The sequence below is a fragment of the Martinezella tropici genome (assembly GCF_003287875.1).
Classification (GTDB): Bacteria; Pseudomonadota; Alphaproteobacteria; order Rhizobiales; family Rhizobiaceae; genus Rhizobium; species Rhizobium tropici_C.
Window position 1 is genome coordinate 120,251 of the sequence record NZ_QMKK01000024.1, and the last position, 15,892, is coordinate 136,142.

Annotated in this window: 18 protein-coding genes; 13 read left to right on the forward strand and 5 right to left on the reverse strand. The window is 59.8% G+C overall.

Features of this window, described 5'->3' with window-relative positions; translation table 11 throughout:
- Positions 1-93: 93 nt before the first annotated feature.
- On the forward strand, positions 94-1,392 hold the full coding sequence (locus DQ393_RS07725; protein ID WP_112341183.1) for a D-alanyl-D-alanine carboxypeptidase: 1,299 nt from the start codon (positions 94-96) through the stop codon (positions 1,390-1,392).
- 107 nt (positions 1,393-1,499) lie between these two features.
- On the forward strand, positions 1,500-1,805 hold the full coding sequence (locus DQ393_RS07730; RefSeq protein WP_112341184.1) for a pyrophosphatase: 306 nt from the start codon (positions 1,500-1,502) through the stop codon (positions 1,803-1,805).
- 25 nt (positions 1,806-1,830) lie between these two features.
- Here the strand turns inward: DQ393_RS07730 and tldD are convergent, their stop codons facing one another.
- Both tldD and DQ393_RS07740 read right to left on the reverse strand, forming a co-directional pair.
- A complete protein-coding gene (gene tldD / locus DQ393_RS07735; protein WP_112341185.1) occupies positions 1,831-3,246 on the reverse strand; it encodes a metalloprotease TldD in 1,416 nt (471 codons plus the stop codon).
- A gap of 62 nt (positions 3,247-3,308) precedes the next feature.
- A complete protein-coding gene (locus DQ393_RS07740) occupies positions 3,309-3,932 on the reverse strand; it encodes an invasion associated locus B family protein (protein WP_112341186.1) in 624 nt (207 codons plus the stop codon).
- 336 nt (positions 3,933-4,268) lie between these two features.
- Between DQ393_RS07740 and coxB the strand changes: the two genes are divergently transcribed.
- From coxB to DQ393_RS07765, 6 genes are all read left to right on the forward strand, one after another.
- Complete coding sequence (gene coxB / locus DQ393_RS07745; protein WP_112341187.1) at positions 4,269-5,159, forward strand: cytochrome c oxidase subunit II; 891 nt, start codon at positions 4,269-4,271, stop codon at positions 5,157-5,159.
- A 14-nt stretch (positions 5,160-5,173) separates the two neighbouring features.
- Positions 5,174-6,868, forward strand: a complete 1,695-nt coding sequence (ctaD, locus tag DQ393_RS07750; RefSeq protein WP_112341188.1) for a cytochrome c oxidase subunit I — start codon at positions 5,174-5,176, stop codon at positions 6,866-6,868.
- Between the two features lie 58 nt (positions 6,869-6,926).
- Entirely contained in the window at positions 6,927-7,886 is a 960-nt protein-coding gene (locus DQ393_RS07755) for a heme o synthase (RefSeq protein ID WP_112341189.1), read from the forward strand.
- Entirely contained in the window at positions 7,883-8,023 is a 141-nt protein-coding gene (locus DQ393_RS33370; protein ID WP_169644670.1) for a hypothetical protein, read from the forward strand. Before DQ393_RS07755 ends, DQ393_RS33370 begins: the two co-directional genes overlap by 4 nt.
- 9 nt (positions 8,024-8,032) lie before the next feature.
- Positions 8,033-8,644: a cytochrome c oxidase assembly protein gene (locus DQ393_RS07760; protein ID WP_112341190.1), complete on the forward strand. Its 612-nt coding sequence runs from the start codon at positions 8,033-8,035 to the stop codon at positions 8,642-8,644.
- Positions 8,645-8,705: 61 nt separating this feature from the next.
- A complete protein-coding gene (locus DQ393_RS07765) occupies positions 8,706-9,584 on the forward strand; it encodes a cytochrome c oxidase subunit 3 (protein WP_112341191.1) in 879 nt (292 codons plus the stop codon).
- Positions 9,585-9,738: 154 nt separating this feature from the next.
- On the opposite strand, the gene DQ393_RS07770 is transcribed toward DQ393_RS07765, so the two are convergent.
- The 3 genes from DQ393_RS07770 to DQ393_RS07780 form a co-directional block, all read right to left on the reverse strand.
- A complete protein-coding gene (locus DQ393_RS07770; RefSeq protein WP_112341192.1) occupies positions 9,739-10,098 on the reverse strand; it encodes a VOC family protein in 360 nt (119 codons plus the stop codon).
- 107 nt (positions 10,099-10,205) lie between these two features.
- On the reverse strand, positions 10,206-11,072 hold the full coding sequence (locus DQ393_RS07775; protein WP_245430284.1) for a protein-L-isoaspartate O-methyltransferase family protein: 867 nt from the start codon (positions 11,070-11,072) through the stop codon (positions 10,206-10,208).
- A gap of 215 nt (positions 11,073-11,287) precedes the next feature.
- Positions 11,288-11,938, reverse strand: a complete 651-nt coding sequence (locus DQ393_RS07780) for a chloramphenicol phosphotransferase CPT family protein (protein WP_112341194.1) — start codon at positions 11,936-11,938, stop codon at positions 11,288-11,290.
- A 149-nt stretch (positions 11,939-12,087) separates the two neighbouring features.
- Between DQ393_RS07780 and DQ393_RS07785 the strand changes: the two genes are divergently transcribed.
- From DQ393_RS07785 to rnhA, 5 genes are all read left to right on the forward strand, one after another.
- Positions 12,088-12,507, forward strand: a complete 420-nt coding sequence (locus DQ393_RS07785) for a DUF983 domain-containing protein (protein WP_112341195.1) — start codon at positions 12,088-12,090, stop codon at positions 12,505-12,507.
- Entirely contained in the window at positions 12,500-13,261 is a 762-nt protein-coding gene (locus DQ393_RS07790; protein ID WP_181592299.1) for an SURF1 family protein, read from the forward strand. The genes DQ393_RS07785 and DQ393_RS07790 overlap by 8 nt, the downstream gene beginning before the upstream one ends.
- A gap of 161 nt (positions 13,262-13,422) precedes the next feature.
- Positions 13,423-14,430, forward strand: coding sequence for a 4-hydroxy-3-methylbut-2-enyl diphosphate reductase (ispH, locus tag DQ393_RS07795; protein WP_112341249.1), 1,008 nt, complete (start codon positions 13,423-13,425; stop codon positions 14,428-14,430).
- Between the two features lie 33 nt (positions 14,431-14,463).
- Positions 14,464-15,429 carry a homoserine kinase gene (locus DQ393_RS07800; RefSeq protein WP_112341196.1) on the forward strand — a complete coding sequence of 322 codons (966 nt, stop codon included), beginning with the start codon at positions 14,464-14,466 and terminating at the stop codon, positions 15,427-15,429.
- Positions 15,426-15,866 (forward strand): ribonuclease HI, encoded by a 441-nt coding sequence (rnhA, locus tag DQ393_RS07805; protein WP_112341197.1) that lies wholly within the window; start codon positions 15,426-15,428, stop codon positions 15,864-15,866. Before DQ393_RS07800 ends, rnhA begins: the two co-directional genes overlap by 4 nt.
- The last annotated feature ends 26 nt before the right edge of the window (positions 15,867-15,892 follow it).

A 15,892-nucleotide genomic window follows, 5' to 3' on the forward strand; every position in this document is an offset into this window, starting at 1 on the left:
TTGCCTCAATATCGCACCGGTATCAGGCTTTTTGTCGCAAAATCATACAGGGATTGATGCGGTGTGTTGGCATTCTTTCGGTTGGGGACAATTATGAAAAGACTTTTGATGGCTCTGTCTGCGGCCGTCTTGCTGCTGAGCGCTCCTGCGGCGAGCTTTGCCGGCAGCGCCTATTTCATCATGGATGCGAAGACCGGCAAGGTACTGGCATCAAGCAATGCCGATGACCTCAACCATCCGGCATCGCTGACCAAGATGATGACCTTGTACATGACCTTCGAGGCGATCCATCGCGGCAAGCTCAGCTGGAGTACGAGAATACCGGTATCGCGTTTTGCCGCCGCCAAGCCGCCGACCAAGCTGGGCCTCAAGCCCGGTAGCACAGTGACCGTACGCGAAGCAGTCGATGGCATGATCATCAAGTCCGCCAATGACGCGGCAACCGCCATGGCGGAGGCCCTCGGCGGCAGCGAAAGCGGCTTCGCCCGGCTGATGACGCAAAAGGCGCGGGAAATCGGCATGCGCCGCACCACCTTCCTCAATGCTTCCGGCCTCCCGAACATGCAGCAGTGGACGACGGCCCGCGATATGTCGACGCTCGCCGTCGCGCTCATCAACAACTACCCGCAGGAATACCGGCTCTTCTCGCAGTCGAGCTTCAGCTATCGCGGCCGTAGCGTTCGCGGTCACAACAATCTGATGTATCGCTATGAAGGCATGGACGGCATCAAGACCGGCTATACCAATGCCTCCGGCTTCAATCTCGTCAGCGCAGTGCGTCAGGGCAATCGCCGCGTGATCGGCGTTGTCATGGGCGGCGCCACGGCGCGCGGCCGCGATGCGCTGATGGCATCGCTGCTGGATCGCTATATCCCGAAGGCAACCCCTGTTCCGTCATCGCGCCTGTTTGCAAGTGTCGGCGGCGGCAAGGTTCCGCAGCAGGTCGAAGTGGCTTCCGTCTCCGACGATGTTGCCGTGGATGTCGACGCCCAGACCACCGCGACGACGACGCCGGCGCCGGCGCGCAAGCGCGTCGAGGTCGTCCCGATGGCATTTGCCGCGGCCTCGAACGTCACCGTACCGATGGATCGCCCGGCTGCGATGGATGAGATCCTCGTTGCCAACAAGCCGGCGGCGACGGGCAGCTGGCAGGTGCAGATCGCCGCGACGCCGACCGCGCAGGCCGCCAAGGATCTGCTGTCCGAGGCCAAGTCCAGGGCCGGCAATGCGCTTGCCAACGCGTCACCCTACACCGAAGCTGTCGGCAAGGGCGGCAACACGGTCTATCGCGCCCGATTCGTCGGTTTTGCGAGCCGCGACGATGCGAATTCCGCTTGTTCCGCTCTGAAGCGCAAGGATTTCGATTGCATGCTGCTGCCGAGCAAGGGCTGAGCATAGTTCCAATTCGATAAAGTCGAGCCGGCGGGGCAAACTCTGCCGGCTCGACTTTTTTGTAGGAATCGTTCATGTTTGTTGAGAACATAAGAGGAACGATATCGATGCTGTCAGATATGATGAAGCAATTCGAAGCGGCTTCGGCAACTTATGCCGCCGATAACGGCCTGGACCGCGACGACGACTGGTTCGTCCTGAAACTCCAGGAGGAAATGGGCGAGCTGATTCAGATCTGGAACAAGATCACCGGCCGGGGGCGCCGCAAGGGCATGAGCGAGTCCGAGCTGGCAACGGCATTGGCCGACGAGACGGCGGACGTGCTCGGCCACATCCTTCTCTTCGCACACCGCAACGGCCTCGATCTCAACGCCGCGGTCGAGCGAAAATGGCGCTTCCGCCCGCACGAATAAGACCCGTACGAATAGGGAAGGCGGTTTAAGCCTTTGTGCCACCGACGGTGATCTGGTCCATCCGCAGATGTGGCTGACCGACGCCGACAGGCACCCATTGGCCCGCCTTGCCGCAGTTGCCGATGCCGGTATCGAGTTTCGTGTCGTTGCCGATCATCGAAACGCGCTTCATGGCATCCGGCCCGTTGCCGATCAGCATGGCGCCCTTGATCGGCGCGCCGATCTTGCCATCCTCGATGAGGTAGGCCTCCGTGCAGCCGAAGACGAATTTACCCGACGTGATATCCACCTGGCCGCCGCCGAAGGAGACGGCGTAGATGCCCTTCTTCACCGAGGCGATGATCTCGTCCGGCGTCTTGTCGCCGCCAAGCATATAGGTGTTGGTCATGCGTGGCATCGGCGTATGGGCATAGCCCTGGCGGCGGCCGTTGCCGGTTGCCTTCATGCCCATCAGCCGCGCATTCTGCCGGTCCTGCATGTATCCGACGAGCTTGCCGTTTTCGATCAGCACGTTGTAGGCCGAAGGCGTGCCCTCGTCGTCGATGGTGATCGAGCCGCGGCGGTTCTCGATCGTGCCGTCATCGACGACGGTGACGCCGGGAGCGGCCACTATCTGGCCCAGCAGCCCCGCGAATGCCGACGTCTTCTTGCGATTGAAATCGCCTTCCAGCCCGTGGCCGACGGCTTCGTGCAGCATGACGCCCGGCCAGCCGGAGCCCAGCACGACGTCCATCGTGCCCGCCGGCGCCTCGATCGCCTCGAGATTGACCAGCGCCTGGCGCAGGGCTTCGTCGGCGCCGTGATGCCAATTGTCCTGTGTGACGAAATCGCCGAAGCCGATGCGCCCGCCGGTGCCGAAGGAGCCGGATTCCTGCCGGTCGCCGTCACCCACGATCACGGAAATGTTGATGCGCGTCATCGGCCTGACATCGCGCACGCGATGGCCATCGGCGCGAAGGATGTCGACTACCTGCCAGCTCGCGGCGATGGATGCCGTCACCTGGCGCACCTTGTCGTCCTTGTCGCGCAGATAGCTGTCGATCCGCTGCAGGAGCTTGGCCTTTTCCTCGAAGCCCGGCGTGCCGATCGGGTTCTCGTCGCCGTAGAGCACCTTGTTGGTGCGCTGTGGTGCGGCCGCATAGGAGCCGGCATAACCCGAAGTGACCGCGCGCACGGCATCGGCGGCGCGTTTCAAGGCGGCTTCGGAAAGATCGCCCGCATGGGCATAGCCGACGGCTTCGCCGGCAACGGCGCGAAGGCCGAAGCCCTGTTCCGTGTTGAAGCTGCCGCCCTTCATCCGGCCATTGTCGAATGTCAGCGATTCTGCCTGGACATGCTCGACGAAGAGCTCGCCGTCATCGGCGCCAGACAGCGCCTCGGCGACGATGCCGCGCAGCTTGGCTTCATCGGCATCGAAAAGGGTAAGGAGATCGGTATTCATGGATCAGTGCTCCGTTCAGAGCCGATGTAGGCTTCGCATCGCGCAAGAGCAAGCCCATCGCGTCAGGGAAGCGCGTCGTAGCCGTCCGCAAAGCCCTTCAAGTCCACAGGAATGCCGATGCCTTCCTCCGGCGACTGGAAGACGATGAAGGTTGCCGTCGCGCCGCTGCGCAGCGTCTTCAGCAACTCGTCCTCGAGCACGACCTCGGCATAGCAGCCATCGGAGAAGCAGCGCACGAAATAGGCGCGGCCGATATCCTTGCCGTCGATATTGAGGCCGAGACCGTTCGGCAGCAGCACGCCGAGCGGCGCAAGCACGCGCAGGATCTTCGACTTGCGATCGGCCGTCTTCAGCACGACGACGGAAAGACCGATTTCCGGGCGGTCCTCGGCGATGACATTCTGCATCAGCGCGCATTGCTCGGTCGAGGCGCCGGCCGGCTTGTCGCAGACGACGGACCATGCGCCGTGGCTGGAGCGTACCGTACCCGGAGGTTGCGGAACCTGGCTCGTGGGAACCTGCTGCGTATGCGGTTGCGGCTGGCCCTGCTGTTGGGGCTGCAATTGTTGGGTCTGCTGCGCCGGCGGCTGAGTCTGTTGCGCCTGCTGCGCCCATGCGGGTACCGCGGCTGCAGCAGCAACGCTGCTGGTGACAAGCAAAAGCCGGGCGAGGGAACGAAAGCCCATGGAAACCTCTAGATTCGAATCAGTGCCGCTATTGTTGAAGCCCAGGCCGGCAAATGAAAAGCCCCGGCTGCTGGATTCCAACCGACTACGGCGGAAATACGACGTCTACCCCATTTTGTCCCGGCGGCGCCATGGACCATCATGCAATTTTTCGTATGATGATGAAATGCTTGCCATGTCCGGGGCAGGCATGGGGGATATTCGCGCAAAAATGCCGCACTAACAAATCTCTTGAGTTGTTGCGGAGCATCCCAAACTGTGGTTTGAAGCGCAATGGATTGTAGGGATACTGCGTTTGAGGAAGATCTGGGATCAAACGCTGGAGGGAGAGACATCGTGATTAAAAGAGCTTACGCGGCTCTGACGGCTATGATCTGTCTGCTTTTTGCGACAGGCAGTTATGCCGATCAGCCGAGACCCTGGGAAACCGGTATGCAGCAGGCGGCGACCGGCAACATGCATCAAATCCGCTGGTTTGAGGCATACACGCTTTGGTTTATCATTCCGATCACGCTGCTGGTTCTCGTCCTCCTGGTGGTGGTTATGGTGAAGTTCCGGGCTTCCAGGAACCCGGTTCCGTCCAAGACGAGCCACAACACCCTGATCGAGGTCATCTGGACTATCGGCCCGGTCCTCGTCCTTCTCTTTCTGGCCATTCCCTCCTTCAATCTTCTCACCGATCAGCTGACATTCCCCGAGCAGACTGACGTGACCGTCAAGGCGACGGCGACGCAGTGGCAGTGGAATTATGAGTATGAGAACACCGGCGCGACGCCGGTCGCTTTCGATTCCTTCATGCTGAAGGAGCAGGATCGCACCGCCGCCGGCAAGGACGACAAGTCCAGATATCCACGGCTTCTCGCCGTCGACAACGAAATGGTTGTGCCCGTCGGCAAGAACGTCCGCGTCCTCGTCACGGCAGCGCCGGCCGATGTCATTCATTCCTTCGCAATGCCTTCCTTCGGCGTCAGGATCGACGCCATTCCCGGTCGCCTGAACGAAACATGGTTCAAGGCCGATCGAGAAGGCCTTTATTATGGTCAGTGTTCCGAGCTTTGCGGCAAGGATCACTCTTTCATGCCGATCGCCATCCGCGTCGTCTCCGACGATCAGTACAAGCAGTGGCTGGCCTCAGCCGCAACTGATCTGAGCAAGGCGAACAAGGCTCTGATGGCCGCCGTCGACCAACCGACGACCGTCAAGGTCGCCGAAAACACGGCCAAGTAGGAGGGGTAGGAACAATGGCTGGATCCAAGGCACACGACGATCACTCGCACGCTCTTCAGGACGCGCACGCGCATGACGATCATCACGCGCACAAACAGACCTTCGCCGAGCGTTGGCTGTATTCGACGAATCACAAGGACATCGGCACGCTCTATCTGATCTTCGCGATTTTCGCGGGCGTGATCGGCTTCCTCCTTTCCGTTGCCATCCGCATGGAATTGCAGGAGCCGGGCATCCAGATCTTCAGCGGTCTGGCGTCGATGGTCTACGGCTTTTCGGGCGATGCCGCCATCGATGGCGGCAAGCAGATGTACAACGTCTTCGTCACCGCCCACGCGCTGATCATGATCTTCTTCATGGTCATGCCGGCAATGATCGGCGGCTTCGCCAACTGGATGGTGCCGATCATGATCGGCGCGCCTGACATGGCCTTCCCGCGCCTCAACAATATTTCGTTCTGGCTTCTCGTCCCGGCCTTCCTGCTGCTCATCCTCTCGATGTTCGTCGAAGGCCCCGCAGGCGCCTATGGCGCGGGCGGCGGCTGGACGATGTACGCGCCCCTATCAGGTACGGTCGGACACCCAGGCCCGGCGATCGATCTGGTCATCTTCGCGCTGCATATCGCCGGTGCCTCCTCGATCCTCGGCGCGATCAACTTCATCACGACCATTCTCAACATGCGCGCTCCGGGCATGACGCTGCACAAGATGCCGCTGTTTGCCTGGTCGGTGCTGATCACCGCCTTCCTGCTGCTGCTGTCGCTGCCGGTTCTGGCCGGCGCCATCACCATGCTGCTGACGGACCGCAACTTCGGCACGACCTTCTTTGCGCCGGAAGGCGGCGGCGACCCGCTGCTCTACCAGCACCTTTTCTGGTTCTTCGGCCATCCGGAAGTCTACATCCTGATCCTGCCCGGCTTCGGCATGATCAGCCACATCATCTCCACCTTCTCGCGCAAGCCGATTTTCGGCTATCTCGGCATGGCCTACGCCATGGTCGCGATCGGCGCCGTCGGCTTCGTCGTCTGGGCCCACCACATGTATGTGACCGGCCTCTCGCTCGACACGCAGCGCTACTTCGTCTTCGCGACGATGGTCATCGCCGTGCCCACAGGCGTCAAGGTCTTCTCGTGGATCGCGACGATGTGGGGCGGCTCCATCCAGTTCCGCACGCCGATGATCTGGGCACTTGGCTTCATCTTCCTGTTCACGCTCGGCGGCGTCACGGGCGTTCAGCTCGCCAATGCCGGCCTCGACCGCGAACTGCATGCGACCTACTTCGTGGTGGCACACTTCCACTACGTTCTGTCGCTCGGTGCCGTCTTCGCTATCTTCGCCGCCTGGTACTACTGGTTCCCGAAGATGACCGGCTACATGTACAATGAGCGGATCGGCAACTGGCACTTCTGGATCACCTTCGTCGGCGTGAACATGGTGTTCTTCCCGCAGCATTTCCTGGGTCGTGCCGGCATGCCGCGCCGCTACATCGACTATCCGGACGCCTATGCCGGCTGGAATTTCGTCTCCTCCATCGGCTCCTATGTCGCAGCCGTAGGCCTTTGCTTCTTCTTCTGGGGCGTTATAGATGCATTCTCGAAGAAGCGCGTTGCAGGCGATAATCCCTGGGGCGAGGGCGCAACCACGCTCGAGTGGCAGCTTTCGTCGCCGCCGCCCCACCACCAGTGGGAAGAGCTGCCGCGCATCAAGTAGCCTGTTTCCGGACGCCGTGATAAACGGCGTCCGGCTCAACTGACAATTGGAACAAAGAATGACGCTCATCGACAATCACGACGCGCTCGCAAAGCAAGGCGATACCGGCCTGTCGGAAGCGAGTGCGCGCGATTATTTCGAGCTCTTGAAGCCACGCGTCATGTCGCTGGTCGTCTTCACCGCCTTCACCGGTCTGGTGCTGGCTCCCGGTCATATCAATCCGGTGCTCGGCTTCATCGCCATTCTCTGCATCGCCGTCGGTGCGGGCGCCTCGGGCGCCTTGAACATGTGGTATGATGCGGATATCGACGCCGTGATGAGCCGCACCGCGCGTCGGCCGATACCTGCCGGCCGCATCAAACCGTCGGAAGCGCTGGCCTACGGCCTCGTATTGTCAGGCTTCTCAGTGACGATCCTCGGCTTGGCCATCAACTGGCTTTCCGCTGGCATCCTCGCCTTCACTATCTTCTTCTATGCCGTCATCTACACGATGTGGTTGAAGCGTTCGACGCCGCAAAACATCGTCATCGGCGGCGCGGCCGGCGCCTTTCCGCCTGTCATCGGCTGGGCCTGCGTGACCGGCAGCGTGACGATCGAGAGCATCGTGCTCTTCCTCATCATCTTCCTGTGGACGCCGGCGCATTTTTGGGCGCTGGCCTTGTTCAAGATGGGTGACTACGAGGCCGTCGGCGTGCCGATGCTGCCGAATGTCGCCGGCATTCCGACAACGAAAAATCAGATCGTTGTCTATGCCGTTCTGACTGCCATTGTCGGCGTCGTCCCTGCCTTCATGGGCTTTGCGAGCCTGGGTTATGGCGTCGTCGCCGCGCTGCTGGGCGCGATCTTCGTGCACTGTTCCATCGCCGTCTGGCGCATGGCCGACGGCGACGTGAAGATGGTGCCGGCAAAGAAACTTTTCGGCTTTTCCATCTTTTATCTCTTCGCGATCTTTTCCGCATTGCTGATCGACCGGCTCGTTGCCGTGCTGATATCGGGCGGCGTTGGAGGCTGGCTATGATCGATCTGGTCAAGCTCACGGAAGCGCAGAGGAAATCGCGGCGCGGGCGCAATATAGCGCTTGGCCTGGTGCTTGCTGGCCTGGTGATCCTGTTCTACGCGATCACCATCATCAAGGTCGGCTCCGGACACGTTTGAGGAGGCGTGATGGAGGGGGAGGTCACAAAGAGCACGAGAAGCGGCGGCCGTAACAACGGCATGATCGTTGCCATGTGCCTGAGCTTCGTCGTTGGCATGAGCGCCATGTGCGCCGCTGCCGTGCCGCTCTATCGCATGTTCTGCCAGGTGACGGGTTATAACGGCACGACGCAGCGCGTCGAGCAGGTGTCCAACCTCATTCTCGACAGGCAGATCCAGGTTTCCTTCGACGCGAATGTCGCACCCGGTCTGCCCTGGAATTTCAAGCCGCTGCAGAAGTCGATCAGTCCGAAAATCGGCGAAACGGTCGAAGTCAAGTTCGAGATCGAGAACAAGTCGGACAAGATGGAGCGCGGGCAGGCGATCTTCAACGTCTCGCCGCTGGAAGCCGGGGTCTATTTCAACAAGGTCCAGTGCTTCTGCTTCAATGAGACGGATTTAGCACCTGGGGAAAAGCGTGAGATGTCGGTGGTTTTCTACGTTGATCCCGAGATCGCCAGGGCTGTGGAAACCAAGACGATCAACGCGCTGACACTGTCCTATACCTATTACCCGCGGGAGGGCGCAAAGCCCGTCGCATCCAATGACGGCGCTGTAAAGCCGGTGGAAAAGAAACTTTGATGGAGAGTGCTTTCGGTTTGACCGGGAGCAATATGGGAAAAGTTATTCGGGGATTGCTGATATGGCCGAAGTGCATCAGAGAAAACACGATTATCACATTATCGAGCCCAGCGCATGGCCGATTACCGCGGCCATCGGAGCCTTTGTGATCACCTTCGGCGGTGTCTGCTTCATGCGCTATCTCAATGGCGGCGCGATGCATCTGTTCGGGATCAATTGGGCGCAGCCCTGGCTGTTCTTCATTGGCCTCGCCGTAATCCTCTATGTCATGTACGGCTGGTGGGCCGATACGATCAAGGAGGCGCATGAGGGCGCGCACACCCGCGTCGTGTCGCTGCATCTGCGCTACGGCATGATCATGTTCATCGCCTCCGAGGTGATGTTCTTCGTCGCCTGGTTCTGGGCCTATTTCGATGTCAGCCTGTTCCCGAACGAGGCGATCCAGGCATCGCGCACGGCCTTCCTCGGCGGCCAGTTCCCGCCGAAAGGCATCGAGGTTCTCGATCCTTGGCACCTGCCGATCTACAACACCATCATCCTGCTGCTGTCGGGCACGACGGTCACTTGGGCACACCATGCGCTGCTGCATGGCGACCGCAGGGGGCTGCTCCAGGGCCTGACGCTGACGGTCCTTCTCGGCGCGCTGTTCTCCTGCGTGCAGGCCTATGAATATGCCCATGCGCCGTTCGAATTCAAAAATTCGATCTATGGCGCGACCTTCTTCATGGCGACCGGCTTCCACGGTTTCCACGTGTTGGTCGGCACGATCTTCCTGATCGTCTGCCTGGTCCGCGCCATCAGGGGTGATTTCACGCCGAAACAGCATTTCGGCTTCGAAGCGGCCGCCTGGTACTGGCACTTCGTCGACGTGGTCTGGCTGTTCCTGTTCTTCTGCATCTATATCTGGGGCAGCTGGGGCGCGCCGGTCGCGGCTGGCTGATCGGTATCGATCTCTGGAAAACAAAAGGCGGGCGCTCAGCGCCAGCCCCTAACTGAAATGTGGAATGCTTTCTGTCGCGAAACTCTTATTTTGCGAGCGGGTTTTGCGACAGATTTCCCTCTGAAAATCAGCGGTTCCGATTTTGTCGCAAAACTTAGGAGATTTGCGGCTTTTGCACGACACAGAAAAGATTGCCGTCAGGGTCTTGCAAAACCACATAGTCGGCATTTTCCGGATAGCGCCACGGGTACTGTTTCGCTCCGATCGTCAGCAAACGATTGACTTCCTCCTGCTGGCGATCGGTATAAAGGTCCAAGTGCAGCCAGCTTCTCCGCCAGCCGCTTCGGTCGCGAGCCTGAAAGGAAACATTCGGGCCGTGGCCTTCAGGATCATGAAGCACAACCCAGTCATCGCTCACAGGCTCGCGCGCGACGTAATGCAAGGCTTCCTGCCAGAACGCGACCATGCGCTCAAATTCACAGCAATGGATCACGATCGAGCCAATTTTGATCATTGTGGCTGCCTTCTTCGCGACATGGCGTGCTCTCGAGCGGAATAAAGTGATATGGGCTGTCGCAAAAATCCCCGAAACCTGCGACGGGATGTTTGCCAGATTACTTTCTAAGCATAGGCTAGGCACCAGCCGGAACCGCGAACCCAACATTGTTCAGTTGGTAGGTCATCATTACGGTACAGCCGCGTCACTCTCTTGTGCTCCCCGGTCTCGAATGCCACCGCAAGTGCTTTTTCCGATTCCGCGTCGCGCATTCCTTCACACGGGAAGATGGCCACCGGCGAAATCCATTGCGCATGGAATTCCCCACCCCTGCGCGTCACGAGGAACACCGCTCCTCGGAGGTGCATGTTGTTCCAATTGCTGCTGGTGAATCCAAGGTCGGTCGTCAGCGGGAGGATGAGCCTTCCGCCATCATTGAGCCGGTCCAGCCAGATATCTGCCGGTCGCGTTGCTCCCGCGTTCACATAGATCACATCGGCTGCATCGAAAGCCACGGAGCTTCCATCTCCCTGGACCACGGAAACGTTCCGACAGGGAGTAAGATTTGCTTTCGCCTGCGTAGCAAGCTCCGGATCGAACTCGATCGCCGTCACCTTGCCAGAGGCAGCAACGAGGTTCCCCATGATCGCGGAATAATAGCCGGTGCCAGCCCCAACATGCACGATATGCTCACCTGCTCGCGGCGCGGCTTGCGAAAGCAGGAAGGCATGAAGTGACGGCTGCCCGTTGTTGATGTGGCGCTCCGGGACGATGCCAACGATCTCATCCGTATAAAGGTAGACAGGATCGGCGGTCGGGGTCTGAACATAGGCTTTCCGCATTCGGAAGATCGGCCAGGGGCCAGAACCAAGAAAATCTTCTCGCGGCACTTCGGCAAACGCTCTTTCGATACGCTCATCGACAATTCTAACAGCCGCCGCGATCTGCTTCGCATAAGCTCGACGCACGATCTTCAATTCGTCCGGTGTCATCGGCAGAACCAACTCCAAAGAATAATTTTCCCGTCGCGAAATTCCTAGTCAAAGCGACAGTTCTGCGACGCACGCAGAATGCCCCACGAAGATACTTCCAACAAGATAAACCGCCTGAAACGCTCATGTCACAAGGGGTTCGGTAGCGGCATTTACTTGGATTCCACGTTAGGTCAGGGGCGGGCGCTCAGAATCCGCCCTTTGTTTTGGTATCCTCACTCTCTTGAGGCAATCTTCTCGAATGCCGTCGGATGAGGCAGATCTCTAGCAAGCAACTGCCGGATTTGCTCGGCGCATGCCTTCGGGCTGCTCATGGACGTATCGACCTCCAGATCGTAGATCCCGGGCAGGTGCACCTGTTCCTGCCAGGCGATGACCGGCGCGGGGATGGGCATATCCGCTCCGACAGCGACGTAAGTGCCCTGTCTTTCCGGTCCTTCCGCCAGCCGCCGCTGCATCACGACATCGAGCGGGCAGCGCACGCCAACGAACAGAGCAGGCAATCCTGCCAGCCATCGGGCGCAATCGGCAAGAATGCCGAGCGGCTGCGAATAGGCATCGTGATGGCCGAATTCGGCGACGACATTCAGCCCCATGCGGCTATGTGCGGCGATCGAGGCATAGAGTGCGGCATAAAGGCGCTGGACCAGCGGTTCGAGATCGGGCCGCTCACCGCCGGGGCGCAAGCCGATGCCCGGGCGATAGCGCGGGGGCGTCACATGTCGCACATAAGCGTCGACACCGAGATTGACCCATACGCCTTCGAATTCAGCCTGAATCACCTCGACGATGCTGCTTTTTCCGGATCGCGGCGCACCGTTCAGAATGACGATCTGGCCTGGCTGCAAGGCTTCGCTGAATGCCATAAATCCAATCCTTTTGTATGCTTTACAGGCGGATGGCGGTGATATCCGAGCTTTTCGATTGGACGGATACGCGCATCGCGGTTACTGATGGTGCTAAGGGGCGAAATCCATGTGTTCGCCCGCAATGGCAGACTGACAGAGACAGAACTTTGAACTCAGAGCAAGACAAGACGCCGGACGGGGTATCCCATAGCGACAGCGCTCTCTTCGCGCCCGTCGATCCCTTCAAGGTTGGCATACAGGGATGTTGCCCGCGTTGCGGCCAAGGCAAGCTCTTCGATGGCTTATTGTCGCTGAAACCGCGCTGTGCCGCCTGTGATCTCGACTATGCCTTCGCCGATGCCGGTGATGGTCCGGCTGTCTTCGTCATCCTGATTGTCGGTTTCATCATCATCGGTTCGGTCTTGTGGATGCAGATCAATTATGCGCCGCCGATCTGGGTCTACATAGTGCTGTTCGCGCCGTTGACGATCATTCTGTCGCTTCTGTCCCTGCGCTGGTGCAAGGGCATTCTGATTGCCCTGCAATATCGCAACAACGCCGCCGAAGGGCGCGTCCACCGTGACTGAGTCTGCAGTGCCTGTGCGCCGTGCCAATCCCTTATGGCAAATCGCCAAGGCGCTGCTTCTGCTCGTCGCGCTCGTCATTCTGCTGGGCCTTGGTACATGGCAGGTCGAGAGGCTGCAGTGGAAGGAAGGCCTGTTGGCCGATATCGCCGCCCGCAAGGATGCGCCGGCCGTACCCTTGTCGGCGATCGAAACTATGGCGGCCTCCGGCGGCGACATTGAGTATCGCGTGGTGACCGCCACCGGCCACTACCTCAACGACAAGGAGCGGCATTTCCTCGCCACCCATGACGGCGATCCCGGCTTTCATGTCTATACGCCATTGCAGCTGGTCGATGGCCGCTACCTCTTTGTCAATCGAGGCTTCGTGCCCTCCGAGGCAAAAGAGCCCGAAAAGCGCAAGCAGGGTGAAGTGACTGGCGAACAGACGATCATCGGCCTTGCCCGCGCCAAACTCGCCGAGCGGCCCGGCGGCATGCCGGACAATGATCTCGCCAAGAATATTTTCTACTGGAAAGATCTGGATGTCATGGCTGCCAGTGTCGGCCTGCCGAAGGACAAGGTGCTGCCCTTCTTCATCGATGCCGACAAGACGCCCAATCCAGGGGGCTTGCCGATCGGCGGCGTCACGATCATCGATCTGCCGAACAATCACCTGCAATATGCGGTGACCTGGTATGGCTTGGCGGTGGCGCTGGCAGCGATCGTCGCCATATCCTGGTGGCGTAAACGCCATCCGGACGCGCCCTCACAATAGAGACATGCAATAGAATAGCTTCATTTCGATGGAATATTCCGCTAGAGCATGATCCCAAAAAGTGCGCAGCGGTTTTTGGATAAGATCATGCGGACTGAATGGAGCAGGCGGCAGGGCAGCCCTATCTATGGCTCAAGCCACTGTCGCATTTCGGAAGAGATATGAACATAGCCATTTCCAAACCTGACCTGACCATCCGGCTTTGCGGGCCGCGCGGCTTCTGCGCCGGCGTCGATCGCGCTATCCAGATCGTCGTTCTGGCGCTGAAGGCCTATGGCGCACCCGTCTATGTCCGCCATGAGATCGTGCACAATCGCTATGTCGTCGAAGGGCTGGAGGCCAAGGGTGCCATCTTCGTCGAGGAGCTGGATGAAATCCCGGCCGAGCATCGCGCCCAGCCCGTCGTCTTCTCGGCGCATGGCGTGCCGAAATCCGTGCCGGCGGATGCCGATGCGCGCAATCTCTTCTATCTCGATGCCACCTGTCCGCTGGTCTCCAAGGTGCACAAGCAGGCCATGCGCCATAATCGCCTCGGCCGCCATGTCGTCCTGATCGGCCATGCCGGCCATCCGGAAGTGATCGGCACCATGGGCCAGCTGCCTGAGGGTGCCGTGTCGCTGATCGAAACCGTGGAGGACGCCGACGTCTACCAGCCTGATGATCCGGACAATCTCGGCTTCGTCACGCAGACGACGCTCTCTGTTGACGATACCGCCGGCGTCATCGCGCGGCTGCAGGAGCGCTTCCCAAATCTTACTGCACCAGCGGCAGACTCGATCTGCTACGCCACGACCAACCGCCAGGAAGTCGTGAAGGAGGCGGCGCCGGGCTGCGATCTCTTCATCGTCGTCGGTGCGCCGAACTCGTCGAATTCCAAGCGCCTCGTGGAAGTGGCGCTGAGGGCAGGGGCGAAGAAATCCGTCCTCGTGCAGCGCGCCGCCGAGATCGATTGGGACGATATCGGCGATATCAAGACGGTCGGTTTGTCGGCTGGTGCATCTGCGCCAGAAGTCATCGTCAACGAGATCATCGAAGCCTTCCGCGCCCGCTATAATGCTGTGGTGGAACTTGCCGAAACTGTGAAGGAAACCGAGAATTTCCTCGTCAATCGCGAGCTTCGCAGTATAGAGCTGACGACAGCAGACATGGCTTTCGTCAACGGCGAATAGCCGACCTAAGGCGCTCAAGTTCGGGACTGTTTCGTGGCCGTTTATACCGATATTACCGAAGACGATTTGAAGTGGTTCCTGACCGAATATGATGTCGGCGAATTGCTCTCTTATAAGGGCATTGCCGAAGGCGTCGAGAACTCGAACTTCCTCTTACATACGAGCCGCGATCCGCTGATTCTGACGCTTTACGAGAAGCGCGTCGACAAGGGCGATCTGCCGTTCTTCCTGAGGCTGATGCAGCATCTGGCGAGCCGCGGCCTATCCTGTCCACTGCCTTTGCCGCGCCGTGACGGCGCCTTGCTCGGTCATCTCTCCGGCCGCCCTGCCGCCCTGATCTCCTTCCTCGAGGGCATGTGGCTGCGCAAGCCCGAGGCGCATCACTGCCGCGAGGTCGGCAAGGCGCTGGCCGCCATGCATATTGCCGGTGAAGGCTTCGCCATCCGCCGCACGAACGCGCTGTCGCTTGAGGGCTGGCAAGCGCTCTGGGAGAAATCCGAAGCACGCGCCGACGAAGTCGAAACCGGCCTGCAGGACGAAATCTGCGGCGAACTCGATTTCCTCGCAAAGCATTGGCCGAAGAATCTGCCGGAAGGCGTCATCCATGCCGATCTCTTTCCGGACAATGTCTTCTTCCTCGGGGACAAACTCTCCGGTCTGATCGATTTCTATTTCGCCTGCAACGATCAGCTCGCCTACGACGTCTCGATCTGCCTCAATGCCTGGTGCTTCGAAAAGGACCATGCCTATAACATCACCAAGGGCATGGCGCTGCTAGAGGGTTATCAGAGCGTGCGACCGCTGAGCGAGGCTGAAATCGCCGCTCTGCCGACGCTTGCCCGTGGCTCGGCGCTGCGCTTCTTCCTGACGCGGCTTTACGACTGGCTGACGACGCCGGCAGGCGCCATGGTCACCAAGAAAGACCCGATCGAATATCTGCGCAAGCTGCGCTTCCATCGCCAGATCGCCTCTGCGGCCGAATATGGGCTGAAGGCATGAAGCACGTCGATATTTTTACCGACGGCGCCTGCTCGGGCAACCCCGGTCCCGGCGGCTGGGGGGCGGTGCTTCGCTATGGCGAGGTGGAAAAGGAACTCTCCGGCGGCGAAGCAGATACGACCAACAACCGCATGGAGCTGATGGCGGCGATCTCGGCGCTTGGCGCTCTGAAAAGCCCCTGCGAAGTCGATCTCTATACCGACAGCGTCTACGTCAAGGACGGCATCACCAAATGGATCTTCGGCTGGAAGAAGAACGGCTGGAAGACCGCCGACAAGAAGCCGGTGAAGAATGCCGAGCTGTGGCAGGCGCTGGACGAGGCCTATAACAGGCACCAGGTGACGCTGCACTGGGTCAAGGGGCATGCGGGACACCCGGAGAACGAGCGGGCCGACGAGTTGGCGCGCAAGGGCATGGAGCCTTTCAAGCGGAGGTAAGAGCGAAGATCCTTCGTTCTCGGCAC